Raw genomic sequence first — 13,378 nt, forward strand, 5'->3', positions numbered from 1 at the left:
CAATAAAATGAGTACAAAAACAATACAATTAAAAGGAATTACTTGGAATCACAGTAGAGGGTTTACATCAATGGTGGCAACAGCACAACGATTTTCAGAATTAAATCCGGGAGTGGAAATAACTTGGGAAAAAAGATCGCTTCAAGCTTTTGCCGATGAGCCTATTGATAAATTAGCTGAACGTTATGATTTATTAGTAATTGATCATCCTTGGGCTGGTTTTGCAGGTAAGACAAATGTAATTTTGCCACTAGACAACTATTTGTCTAAAGAATTTTTGGCTGATTTGGCAGAAAATACCGTAGGGCATTCTCATGTAAGTTATACTTCAAACGGACATCAGTATGCTTTGGCTATTGATGCTGCAACGCCAGTGGCGTCTAGCCGTCCGGATATTTTTGCTGAAAAAGGATTGGTAATTCCTAAAAATTACGATGAGTTATTGGCTTTGGCCAAAAAAGGATTGGTAATCATGCCCGGAATCCCTCAAGATACCTTGATGAATTTTTACATGATGTGTTGTAACCTGGGCGAAGATGTATGTACTTCCAAAGAACATGTTGTAAGTGAGGAAATAGGTGTTGAAGCTTTAAAAATGTTACGTGCTTTAGCGGTTGAAATGGATCCGGCTATATTTCATTGGAACCCCATTAAAGTATATGAAGCTATGACTTTGACAGATAAGTATGCTTATTGTCCATGGGCCTATGGTTACTCTAATTACAGTCGTAATGGATACGCTCGTAAATTATTGCATTTTCATGATATGATTGAAATTAATGGTGTTGGAGCGATATCAACTTTGGGAGGAACAGGATTAGCAGTTTCAGCCAAAGCTACGGAGCTAGATGTTATCATGAAATATGTAGAATATGTAGCTTCTGAAGACATTCAAAAAACAGTTTTCTTTGACGGAGGAGGACAACCCGGTCACCGCAAAGCTTGGACTGATGAATATACCAATGGCCAAACAGCTGATTATTTCAAAAATACTTTGCCGGGATTAGACAGAGCATTTTTGCGTCCTCGTTACAACGGTCATATGTACTTTCAAGACAGAGCTGGGGCTCCTGTCAGAAATTATTTGATGAATGGTGGTGATGAAGCGGCTTTATTGAAACAGTTGAATGAGTTGTATATTAAGTCGCTGGAAGTATAATATAAAAGTTTAAAACTGAAGTTCAACCAAGATTCTTAAGTCATTTTTTAAGAAGTTGATATTTGTATTTAAACAAAAAACTATAAACAAAAATAAAGATGAAACCACTGGAAGGAATTGTAGTTCTAGAATTTGCTCAGTTTATGGCTGGACCGTCTGCAGGTTTGCGATTGGCAGATTTGGGAGCAAGAGTTATTAAGATAGAAAGACCTATTCATGGGGAGGCAGGAAGACAAATTGCGCTCAAAAATTTGTTTTTGGATGGCAGTAGTTTGGTTTTTCATACTGTAAATAGAAATAAAGAATCCTATGCCGCCGATTTAAAAAATCCTGAGGATTTAGAGTGCGTCAAAAAGCTAATTGCCCATGCTGATGTGATGACGCACAATTTTCGTCCTGGCGTGATGGAAAAAATTGGTTTGGATTACGAAAAAGTAAGAGCCATCAACCCAAAAATGGTTTATGCTACGGTGACAGGTTACGGTACTACTGGTCCATGGGTAAAAAAACCCGGACAAGATTTATTAGTGCAATCCATGTCGGGATTTGTGAATTTAACCGGAAATAAAAATGATGATCCTGTACCTGTGGGTGCCGCTATATCGGATCTTATAACAGGAACGCATTTGGCTCACGGAATTCTAGCAAGTATCTTAAAGCGTTTTAAAACTAATGAAGGAGCTTGGGTTGAGGTAAGTTTGTTGGAATCTACTTTAGATTTACAATTTGAGGTAATTACCACCTATTTGAATGATGGAAATCAAAAACCGGTTCGTGCTGAAAAAGGAGCGGCACACGCTTATTTATCAGCTCCTTATGGAGAATACCCCACTAAGGATGGGTATATCGCTTTGGCTATGGGCTCTTTGTTGCGATTGGGCGAAATTTTGGATTGCAAAGAACTAGCGAATTATACGGATGCTCTTTCTTGGTTTACACAAAGAGATGAAATTATGGCTATTTTGAGAGGATTTTTAATTCAAAAAAATACCCAAGAATGGTTGGATATTCTGGAGCCAGCAGGGATTTGGTGCTCAGATGTGTTTGATTATAAAACCTTATTGAATCACGAAGGGTATAAAGTGTTGCAAATGGATCAAAAGCTCCAATTGCTCTCTGGTGAGGAAGTATATACGTTGCGTTGTCCGATTCGAATGGATGACAAACGTATTTTTGCGAACAAACCCGCACCAAGAGTTGGTCAGCACACAGAATCTATCAGAGCCGAATTTAATTTATAACCGCAAAATCACAACAAAATGAAACCGTTACAAGATATATTAATCGTTGATTTGAGTCAGTTTTTATCGGCTCCTTCAGCAACCTTGCGTCTGGCTGATTTGGGTGCTCGCGTCATCAAAGTAGAACGTCCAGAGACGGGAGATATTTGCCGTCATTTATATGTTTCGAATGTGATATTAAACGGTGAATCTTCCACTTTTAGAGCCATTAATAGAAATAAGGAGAGTTTTCAAGCCGATTTAAAAGTAGAAGCTGACAAGCAACAAGTATTGAAATTAATCCAAAAAGCAGATGTGTTCGTACATAATTTCCGTCCCGGAGTTATTGAAAGATTGGGTTTAGATTATGAAACAATCAAAAAGATAAATCCATCCATTATTTATGGAGACATTTCTGGCTATGGTTCCGAAGGACCTTGGAAAGGAAAACCAGGTCAGGATTTATTGGTTCAATCCCTGTCGGGGGTGACTTGGTTGAACGGAAAAAACCAAGACGGTCCCGTACCTGTAGGTTTGTCAATTGTGGATATTCTGTCAGGAGCACATTTGGCACAAGGAATCTTAGCCGCTTTAATTAAAAGAGCCAAAACAGGATTAGGTTCCAAAGTTTCTATCAGCATGCTTGAAACCATAATTGATTTTCAATTTGAATCCATTACTACTTTCTATCACGATGGAGGCCAACCTACAGTACGACCGGAAAGCAATAGTGCGCATGCTTATTTAGGGGCTCCTTATGGAATTTACCAAACCCAATCGGGATATATGTCTTTGGCCATGGGAGCGATTCCTGTGATTGGCGAATTAATTGGATGTCCTGAACTCACTCAATATCCGGACAGAGCGAGTTGGTTTACAGAACGTGATGCAATCAAAAAAATATTAGCCAATCATTTGTTTACCAACACAACCGAACATTGGTTAAATATTTTGGAACCAGCTGATATTTGGTGTGCTAAAGTCATGGATTGGAACGAACTGTTTGCTCATGATGGTTTTAAAGTACTGGATATGATTCAAAAAGTAAAAATGGGTGACGGTTTTGAATATGAAACCACCCGTTGTCCTATAAAAATTGATGGAAAATATTTAACTTCAAATTTGGGGTCGCCTGATTTAGGAGAACATACACAAGCTATAATTAGTGAATTAATAGAAAAAAATGAGCAAGCAAAAGTTTAGAATAGCCGTTAGAAAGTTTGATGCTTTTGAGTCGGCAATCGACAAAATATGGGCGTCGTTTTGCGAAAAAACCGGCTGTAATTACGAGTTAGAAGCAGTGGCTTTAGAGTTACATCCTCTGTATGATACTATTTTAAAAGATGAGGGGCTGCTAAAAGGGAATTGGGATGTCTCTCTAATTAATACCGATTGGATTACTGAAGCCTACGCCTCAAATGCAATTGAAGACTTAACTCCTTACATAGAAAAAAAAGCCCCAGAAAATTTTCCTGAAGCTTGGTCAGAATCCTTGTTTTACAAACAACGTTTTGAGGGCAAGACCTTTGGACTTCCTTTTCATGATGGCCCCGAATGTTTGATTTATCGTAAAGATTTGTTTGAATCCATTGATGAAGGAGTAGCTTTCTACAGAGAACACGGAAAGGCTTTAGAAGTACCTAAAACCTGGGATGATTTAATCGAAGTAGCCGAGTTTTTTAATCGTCCGGAGGACAATTTATACGGAACTACTTTTGCAGCTTATCCCGACGGACACAACACCGTTTTTGATTTTTGCCTACAGCTTTGGAGTCGTGGCGGTGATTTATTTGATCAAAATAAAAAAATAAAAATCAATACAGCTGTGGCAAAAGAGGGAATGGAATTTTATCGCAAAGCCTTGCAAAACACTAAAGCGATTCACCCAGATTCTAGAGATTTTGATTCGGTAAAATCAGGTATGGCTTTCGCCAATGGGAACCTGGCAATGATGGTGAATTGGTTTGGTTTTGCGTCTTTTAGTGAAGTTTTTCCAGATTCAAAAGTCAAAGGAAAAATAGATGTAGCCAATGTACCAGCAGGACCAAATGGTGAAGCTGTTTCGTTAAATGCTTATTGGATGTACGTAATTGGTAAAGGAAGTAAACAAAAACAATTAGCATACGATTTTATCAAGTTTGCCGTAAATGCTCAAAATGATAAATTATTAACACTTGAAGGTGGAATTGGTTGTCGTAAATCAACTTGGTACGACAATGATGTAAATACAGTAGTGCCCTATTATTATAAGTTAGAAGAATTGCATAAAAATACTCGTTCATTACCCCGTAAAAGCAATTGGTCTGAAATTGCCGATGTGATGGATCAAGTGGTTTTAGAAGTGATGAATAGTGATACTGCTATTCAAGTTATTTTAGATCAGGCACAACATAAAATTGACCTCATAGAGAACAAAGAAATTTTACAATAATAAAGGTTCATTTGAAGTAAAACGAGCCATCGATTGAAAGAATGACTATCTATTTTATTAGGAGTTGATTTGTGGTAAATAAAAAACCATTTGATACAAATAGAATAATGTATTTTTTAGATTTTAGTAAAAAGAATAAAAATGAATATTAAGTACAAACCGGAGTTACCTTTAGAAAATCGCCCTATTTATATCATTGGTGCCGGTGGTATCGTACGCGATGCACATTTGCCTGCCTATAAAAGTGTTGGTTTTACAGTTGCTGGAATTACCAACAGGACCCGACAAAGAGCTGAGGAAATAGCTGTAGAATTTGCTATTCCAAAAGTCTATGATACGGTTTCTGAGATGGTAAAAGAAGCACCGGATAACGCAATTTATGATTTGACACTTATGCCAAATCAATTTGTTCCAACATTGGAACAACTACCGCATGGTGCAGCCGTACTGATTCAGAAGCCAATGGGGGATGATTTTAAACAAACCTTAGAAATTCTAGAAGTTTGCAGAAGAAAAAAATTAAAAGCAGCTATCAACTGTCAGATGCGTTTTGCGCCTTATATTATGGCTGCCAAAGATATAATTAACCAAGGATTGATAGGTGAATTATACGATTTTGAGGTAAGACTTACCACTTATACTCCTTGGGAATACTTCCCAAATGTGGTCAATCATCCTCGATTAGAAATTCAACAACATAGCATTCACTACATCGATTTGATTCGGTCGTTTTTAGGAAATCCAAAAGCTGTTTATTCAAAAACCTTGCGCAATCCCGGTAAAGCGATGTCATCTACGCGCACGACTACCATTATGGATTATAATGATGCGATGCGAGCGATAATCAACACTAACCATGATCATAATTTTGGAGAAAAAAACCAAGAGAGTTTCGTGAAATGGGAAGGTACGAAAGGCGCAATTAAAGCCAGAATAGGACTTTTATTAGATTATCCGCACGGTAAACCCGATTTGTTTCAATATTGTATTGTAAATGAAGGCGAAGACCCAAAATGGGTTGAAGTACCTCTTGAAGGATCTTGGTTCCCCGACGCATTTGTTGGCACCATGGCTTCGTTGATGCGTTATGTAGAGGGTTCAACAACTGAATTACCTACCAGTGTAGAAGATGTGGCACATTCCATGGCGATTGTTGAAGCGGCTTACGAATCCAATGATAAAGGTGGGATAATCCCAAATTATAATATTTAAAAAAGTTACAACATGCATATCGTATCGCGATTTTACGAAGACTACGAATTAGGTAGTAAAAGAGAAACTTTAGGCAGAACCATAACCGAAACGGATTTTGTGGTTCATGCCGGACATACAGGCGATTTTTTTCCCCATCATATGGATGCTGAATGGTGCAAAACACAGCCTTTTAAACAACGAATTGCACACGGAACATTAACCTTTGCCGTTGGAATCGGAATGACAGCAACAGAGATTAATCCCGAAGCTTTTTCTAAAGGATACGATCGTTTACGGTTTGTAAAACCGGTTTATATTGGGGATACCATAAGAGTTGTGGTGACTATCAGCGAAAAAAAAGAATCCAATAAACCAGATCTTGGTCATATCACAGAACACGTTGAGATCTTTAATCAACACGACCAATTGGTTTTGGTATGTGACCACATACTATTAGCAAAATATAAATCATAATTGATATAAAATGAAAAACACCATTTTAGGATTAGCAAGTTTGGCCTTAGTCTCTTGCAATGCGCAACAAAATATAAAGAAAAATAGAGTTTTTGATAAAAAAATCGAATACAAAGCCGATTGGGAATCATTAAAACAGCACCAAACACCAGAATGGTTTTTAGACGCCAAATTTGGAATCTATTGCCATTGGGGCCCCTACTCTGTTCCTGAATTCAAAAATGAGTGGTATTCCCATTGGATGTACGTACACAAAGACAATCCGGAGGCCAGAAATGGGAAAGACAGTGAGTATTATAAACATCACGTAAAGACCTACGGCCCATTGGACAAATTTGGGTACAAAGATTTTATCCCTATGTTTAAGGCAGAGAAATTTGATCCAGCTGCTTGGGCTGATTTATTTGAAAAATCGGGGGCCAAATTTGCCGGACCTGTTTCTGAACATGCCGATGGTTTTGCTATGTGGGACAGTGATTTGACCAAATGGGATGCCAAAGACATGGGGCCAAAGCGTGACATTATGGGCGAATTGGCAAAAGAAATCCGTAAAAGAAACATGAAGTTTATTGCTACCTTCCACCGCCAATGGTTGTATGCTTGGTTCCCTACTTGGGATGAAACTACCGATGCATCAGATCCAAGATATGCAGGATTATATGGTCCAAAAGTTAAAAAAGGGGATTTCCTTTTCCCAGATAACCCAAATAGAAAAAAACTAGGAGCGGCATCTTATTATCCGTTGGCTGACGAACAATTTAACAAGGAATGGCTGGATCGTTTGAAGGAAATTATCAATAAGTACAATCCTGATATGGTCTGGTTTGATAATAAAATGGACATTATTGGTGAGGATTATAGAAAAGAATTTTTACAGTATTTTTACAATCATGCTGCAAAGAAAAATCAAGAGGTGGTTTCAACTTACAAATTCCATGACTTTGCCGAGGGAACAGCTGTCTTAGACCTGGAACGTGCCCGAATGAGTGAAAAGAAAGAATTTCCGTGGTTGACAGATGATTCTATAGATTGGAAATCGTGGTCGCATATTGCAGATCCAAACTACAAATCGACTAATCGTTTGATTGATTTCTTGGTGGATGTGGTAAGTAAAAATGGAGCTGTATTACTAAATATTACTCCTAAAGCGAATGGTGAAATTCCAGAACCTGTTAAAGAACGTTTACTACAAATGGGAGATTGGTTAAGAACTAATGGAGAAGCAATCTATGGTACACGTACATTTGATATTTATGGAGAAGGGGATGCAAAAGTACAAGAAGGCCATTTGAGTGAAGAAAAGAACGCCGATAATACCGCCAAAGATATTCGGTTTACCACCAAAGGCGACATTATTTACGCTACGGTTTTAGACTGGCCTTCAACTAATGAATTGGTAATACACTCTTTCAAAAAAGACGGTCCTTATTTAACTAAAGGAATTAAAACTATTGAGTTTTTGGCTAATAAAGAAAAGATGAAATTCAGCATCGAAAATGATGGATTACACATTCAACTGCCAAAAGAAAAGGTTGGAGATTATGCCTTTGCATTCAAAATTACACCTAATAAATAATTTTTTTAAAGCTATCACTTCTTGGCCGTTTTGCTAGGAAGTGATTTTTTATAAATAGGAATGCTAATATGAAAAATTCAAACACCAAGATCACTCTAATATTAATTTTATTGTGTCAAATGGCAATCGGTCAGTCAGTAAAAGGCAGACCGAATATTATTTACATCATGGCAGACGACCATACTTCGCAGGCGATTGGAGTCTATGGCGGACGATTGGCAAGGTTAAACCCAACCCCAAATATTGATGCTTTAGCAAAAGAAGGGATTATTTTCGAAAATGCTTTTGTAACCAATTCTATTTGTACTCCCAGTCGTGCTAGCATCATTACTGGTCAGTACTCACAAACTAATGGAGTTCTGGACTTGGATGGCGAAATAGATCCTACCAAAGAGTACCTTCCTATGGAGATGAAAAAATTAGGCTATACAACAGCCATGATTGGCAAATGGCACCTTAAAAACGAACCATCTGCGTTTGATTTTTATAAAGTATTAGATGGTCAAGGAAAGTATTTTAATCCTTCATTCTTAGAAAAAGGAAAAGGGATTTGGCCTAAAAACCAAGTAAAATCAGAAGGGCATTCGTCTGATGTGATTACAGATATTACTTTGGATTACTTGAAAAAAAGAGATAAATCAAAACCTTTCTTTATCATGCACCATTACAAAGCACCGCATGATATGTTTGAATTTGCGCCACGATACAAAGATTACTTAGCCAACACTGAAATTCCTGAACCTGCTAGTTTGTATTACCAACCTAACTTTGGTTCGGAAGCGACTTATGGTAAAAACGGAAAAATGAGGGAATTAGTAGGTTCATCAGTTTCTGAAAAACATTTAAAACGCAATTATGTCAACATGCTTTTAAAAGACACTGTTTCAGGACAAATTGCTACCCATTTGGCTTATCAAGAATACCTAAAAAGATATTTGCGTTGTGTAAAGGGTGTTGATGATAATCTGGGTCGTCTTTTTGATTGTCTGAAAAAGGAAGGACTTTGGGATAATACCGTTATTGTTTATACAGCTGATCAAGGAATGATGTTAGGAGAGCATGATATGATTGACAAACGCTGGATGTATGATGAATCGATGCGTATGCCTTTTATCGTGCATTATCCAAAAATGATTAAAGCGGGTTCTACTACTGATTTGTTGATTAATAACACGGATTTTGCTCCAACCTTAATTGAATTGGCAAAAGGAAAGAAACCTTCCTATATGCAAGGAATGAGTTTTATCAATACGCTTCAGGGAAAATCAGAAAAAAACTGGCGTACAGCTACCTATTATCGTTATTGGATGCACAACATTCATCACTGGGTACCGGCGCATTTTGGGGTGCGTACCAACCAATACAAATTGATATTTTTCTATGCCAAACATTATTTGCCCGAAGCAGAATGGGATCAATTTTATTGGGCAAGAGAAATGAAAAGCATTGGGTGGAATACACCTGTGGCTTGGGAGTTTTATGATTTAAAAAATGATCCTGAGGAATTAAACAATCAATACAAAAATCCAAAATTTAAAGAGATAATTGCTTCCTTAAAAGAAGAAATATTAAAACAAAGAGCAGCGTTGAATGAAACGGATACAAACTATCCCGAAATTCAAAAAGTAATTGATAAGCATTGGAATGATTAATTTGGGTAAACACACCAACAAGGCTACTTCATCACTGAAGTAGCCTTGTTGGTTAAAAGACCTTTTCTGTTAATGTTCAAATAAATCAAATAAAAACATTTGTTATGTTCTCCTAATCATATGATTATAACCTAGTGCTAATTTTAGCGTTATTTTACACTAAATCTAAACTACCAATATGATTAAAAAACACCAATTACCGGTACTTGAATTAAGATAAACAATTGCACGAGCAAGGCAAAAATCTTTTTTAATCTAACAACTATAATGGTCTACAAAGCAGCAGTAGATCACAATCAAATTAAATACAGCTAATTATGAACCACTATTAATTATTATCAACAAACAAAACAATTTATGAAAAAAACAAACTTTTTAATTATTGCAGCACTTTTAACAAATTACCATTGCTTCTCGCAAGATTGGAACGGAATTCCTATACCTGCTGCTGCTGGAGCTGGAAAACAATGGCAAATCATGGATTATATTTCAGATAGCTTTAATTACAATGGTAAAACAGGAACCGCTTTTACCACAAAGTGGAAAGATTCCTATGTAACTTCTTGGAAAGGTCCTGGTTTAACTAATTTTGTACCAGCCAATTCTACGGTCAATGGTTCAGAACTTCAAGTAATTGGATCAAGGCAAGCAGGAACAACCTATGGTGTAAATTGCGGTGTAGTAACCTCAAAAGCTGCAATTGGGTACCCTTGTTTCATAGAAGTTAGTATGAAGCCAGGAATGACGTCACTTGCCAACAACTTTTGGTTGATAAGCGCGGACCAGACAAGAGAAATAGATATCATTGAAATTTATGGACATACTGATTGGTTTAGAAGAAGAATGCCATCAAATTATCATATTTTTGATACTACTACTAGTCCACCTACCGACCTAACTGGCAACAGTCATCAACAGTTTCATCAAACAGCAACCGCATCAGACTTAACAACCGGTTTTAATAGATACGGGATACATTGGATTAATGCCACAAGAGTAGATTTTTATTTAAATGGTGTACGTGTTAGAGAATTAACAGTAGATGCTAGAGGCACAGATGGTCAGGCAATGATTCAACCAATGCACATTGTGCTTGACACCGAAAACCATGAATGGCTTACTAACGCAGGTACACACCCCACAAATGCCCAATTAAGCAATACTGCTATCAATAGAAATCGATACAATTGGATACGAGCCTATAAGACTGTTAATGTTTCTAAAAGTGCAAATCTTAATAAAGAAGTAATCACATCAACAGAATTTAAATTCTATCCTAACCCAACATCTTCAATAGTAGAAATTAATTCGGGAGATAGTGATTACAACGTAGAATTACACGATAGTAGTGGAAGATTGGTTCAATCAATTGAAATCGTTAAAAATTCCACGAAACAAGTTCCTGTTTCTCATTTAAAATCTGGTGTCTATTTATTAAAATATACAAAAGTGGGAGAAAGTGAGTCGAAAACAGAAAAATTAGTTATTAAATAATCATAATAGTTCTTACGGTATAATAATAGGGTGTAATTAACTGAAGTAGAGGCTGTCTTAATAGGGCAGCCTCTTTTTTTTTACTTCAGTTTAGATTGATTATTCGGGTTTATACACTCTAATATAATCAAAACGACTAGTAGACCTTGTAGCACTCATAACGGATGGATCTGTTAGGTAGTTAATACCTTGATTTTCTCTCCAAGGTTGCGATGCCGCACTTATAATTAAATACATATCTTTATTTAATCCAGTCCGATCAGATGGTGCACCAGTAGGGCTTGTATAATTTTTCGGGTCTATGTCTGCCGTTGGAGTTTCCCTCACTAATTTACCATCAACATAATATTTTAAAGTCCATGGATCTAGCCAAAGCACTCCGTAGGTATGATAATCATCTGCCCAATAGGTTCCTTTTCCATCTAGGTAATAAGTTTCGGCCCAGCCAGAAGGTTGGTAGTCCAAAATAGGAGAAACGTCTCTTTTGAATATATGATGAGACAAGTGCAAACGTTGTGCATAAGCGGTATTTGTTTTATCTCCATACGCTTCTAAATTGTCAATCTCTTGAGTTGAATCTTCACTTAACATCCACACCGCTGTAGCCAATGAAGATTCGCTAATTTTTACCCTAGCTTCCATGTACAGTGGGTAACCCACTTTGTTTTTAGAAGTGACACAACCTGTTAACACTTTTTGCCCGTCAATGGTTGCTTTAAATATCATTTCACCGTTTGCAATTGAGGACTGTCCAGCAGTATAAACCGTTTTTGGTGCACCTGTCCAACCGTTAAAAAAACGATCTTGCCAATTGTCAGCAAAAGCGGCATCTGTTTTTCCGCCAGTAAAATTAAACTCGTTCGTGAATTTAGGTTGAATCTTCCACGTTTTTCCAGTAATAGTTGGCAAAAAAGCAACTTCGGATTCGGCTGGTGGAACAACAATTGGCGGATCTACCACTTCAGGGGTAGGTACTGAAGAATTGGTACTGCAAGATATTGTCAATGTGCTAAGCAGTATGCAAACAGGGATAATTAATATTTTCATTTTGTTTTTTTTTATCGATAATAAAAAAGATGTGTTATTTGTTTAGCTAAAGGAAATAAGAACGTAGCTTCAATATCAAAATGATCCTAGAAAAATACTGGACTAAACCTTAATTATAATATACAACGACACTTTTAGTTCCTTTTAAATGGATTGTGTTGGTTATATCAATCTATGGTACAGCATTCTTAATTTTTGATATTTTCCAATTTGTAAGTGTGTATCCAATCCACATACATGGTATTCCATTGACTGTTTTTAAGATCTTCTTTGATTGCCAATCCTCCCAAGTAGTCAAACGGACCTGTCCATAAGTCCCAAATAATATTTAGATCTAGGGAGAAATCTTGTTTGCTGTTTGTACTTCCTGCTGGTTCACCGTTGATGTAAAATTGTACATTTTTTGAATCTTTCCAGTAGCACCCCAAAACCTGATAATCTTCATTCCATTTTTTTCCTTTTGCCGGGTTTTTATCCGAAAGATTCCTTGTGTCGGGTCTCCTTTTTTGTTCTTCTGAGTGGTTTCTTTCTGTAACACCATTTTTCACAATAAAATATTGTGAATATAAGGTGTAGGGCCTTATCTTGGTTTGAGCTGCTATAGATGGTTTTGGATTGTTTTCACAAATATCGATTTCATCACGACTATTAGCATTTCCATTATTGAGCCAGTAGGTGGTGTAGGCAGATATATTAGCGGCCTTTATTCTGCACTCTGTATACATCGGAAAAGAAATCTTTGATTTTGATTGTACTCTGGCAGTTTTGAACCACAGAGAATCTTTTTCGCTAAGGGTTGCTTTGATCCACATGTTTCCGTCTGAAACTCCTGCGTTTTGTGTTACCATTTCGCAAGGAGTGTTTTTATAATTCCATGTTGATTTTGACCATTTATTGGTGTCAAATGAGCCGTTAAATTCATCAGATAAGCTTTTCTCGATAATCCATTTTTTTCCTTCGGGGGGAGTTGGTTGTGCATAAAGTTGGCCATGAGCCAGTCCAAGTAAAAGTATGATTACTTGAAATTTGAATGTCGAAAATCTCATTATATTTTTTTTAGATTATATTAATAAAAATATTTACCTCCAGAAAATAATAGTACAAATCTTGGGTTAATTGCTTGTTTTGTTA

At 36.8% G+C, this 13,378-nt stretch carries 11 protein-coding genes; 9 read left to right on the top strand and 2 right to left on the bottom strand.

The window, feature by feature from the left end:
- The first annotated feature begins 7 nt into the window (after nucleotides 1–7).
- The 9 genes from ACSV4D_RS09010 to ACSV4D_RS09050 all read left to right on the top strand — a co-directional run bounded on the left by ACSV4D_RS09010 (nucleotide 8) and on the right by ACSV4D_RS09050 (nucleotide 11,200).
- Entirely contained in the window at nucleotides 8–1,159 is a 1,152-nt protein-coding gene (locus tag ACSV4D_RS09010) for an ABC transporter substrate-binding protein (RefSeq protein WP_439227995.1), read from the top strand.
- A gap of 98 nt (nucleotides 1,160–1,257) precedes the next feature.
- Nucleotides 1,258–2,400, top strand: a complete 1,143-nt coding sequence (locus ACSV4D_RS09015; RefSeq protein WP_439227996.1) for a CaiB/BaiF CoA transferase family protein — start codon at nucleotides 1,258–1,260, stop codon at nucleotides 2,398–2,400.
- Between the two features lie 18 nt (nucleotides 2,401–2,418).
- On the top strand, nucleotides 2,419–3,582 hold the full coding sequence (locus ACSV4D_RS09020; RefSeq protein WP_439227997.1) for a CaiB/BaiF CoA transferase family protein: 1,164 nt from the start codon (nucleotides 2,419–2,421) through the stop codon (nucleotides 3,580–3,582).
- The gene (locus tag ACSV4D_RS09025; RefSeq protein ID WP_439227998.1) at nucleotides 3,563–4,810 is read left to right on the top strand and encodes an ABC transporter substrate-binding protein; all 1,248 of its coding nucleotides are present in this window, start codon (nucleotides 3,563–3,565) and stop codon (nucleotides 4,808–4,810) included. The genes ACSV4D_RS09020 and ACSV4D_RS09025 overlap by 20 nt, the downstream gene beginning before the upstream one ends.
- Nucleotides 4,811–4,951: 141 nt before the next feature.
- Nucleotides 4,952–6,022: a Gfo/Idh/MocA family protein gene (locus ACSV4D_RS09030; RefSeq protein WP_439227999.1), complete on the top strand. Its 1,071-nt coding sequence runs from the start codon at nucleotides 4,952–4,954 to the stop codon at nucleotides 6,020–6,022.
- Between the two features lie 12 nt (nucleotides 6,023–6,034).
- Entirely contained in the window at nucleotides 6,035–6,478 is a 444-nt protein-coding gene (locus ACSV4D_RS09035) for a MaoC family dehydratase (protein ID WP_439228000.1), read from the top strand.
- 10 nt (nucleotides 6,479–6,488) lie between these two features.
- Nucleotides 6,489–8,054 (top strand): alpha-L-fucosidase, encoded by a 1,566-nt coding sequence (locus tag ACSV4D_RS09040; RefSeq protein ID WP_439228001.1) that lies wholly within the window; start codon nucleotides 6,489–6,491, stop codon nucleotides 8,052–8,054.
- A gap of 68 nt (nucleotides 8,055–8,122) precedes the next feature.
- Complete coding sequence (locus ACSV4D_RS09045; RefSeq protein WP_439228002.1) at nucleotides 8,123–9,706, top strand: sulfatase family protein; 1,584 nt, start codon at nucleotides 8,123–8,125, stop codon at nucleotides 9,704–9,706.
- A 357-nt stretch (nucleotides 9,707–10,063) separates the two neighbouring features.
- On the top strand, nucleotides 10,064–11,200 hold the full coding sequence (locus tag ACSV4D_RS09050; protein WP_439228003.1) for a T9SS type A sorting domain-containing protein: 1,137 nt from the start codon (nucleotides 10,064–10,066) through the stop codon (nucleotides 11,198–11,200).
- Between the two features lie 99 nt (nucleotides 11,201–11,299).
- On the opposite strand, the gene ACSV4D_RS09055 is transcribed toward ACSV4D_RS09050, so the two are convergent.
- Both ACSV4D_RS09055 and ACSV4D_RS09060 read right to left on the bottom strand, forming a co-directional pair.
- A complete protein-coding gene (locus ACSV4D_RS09055) occupies nucleotides 11,300–12,205 on the bottom strand; it encodes a family 16 glycosylhydrolase (protein WP_439228004.1) in 906 nt (301 codons plus the stop codon).
- A gap of 230 nt (nucleotides 12,206–12,435) precedes the next feature.
- Entirely contained in the window at nucleotides 12,436–13,293 is an 858-nt protein-coding gene (locus ACSV4D_RS09060; protein WP_439228005.1) for a beta-agarase, read from the bottom strand.
- Between the last annotated feature and the right edge of the window lie 85 nt (nucleotides 13,294–13,378).

Origin of the sequence: Flavobacterium sp. ARAG 55.4 (assembly GCF_051846875.1) — a bacterium.
Classification (GTDB): Bacteria; Bacteroidota; Bacteroidia; order Flavobacteriales; family Flavobacteriaceae; genus Flavobacterium; species Flavobacterium plantiphilum.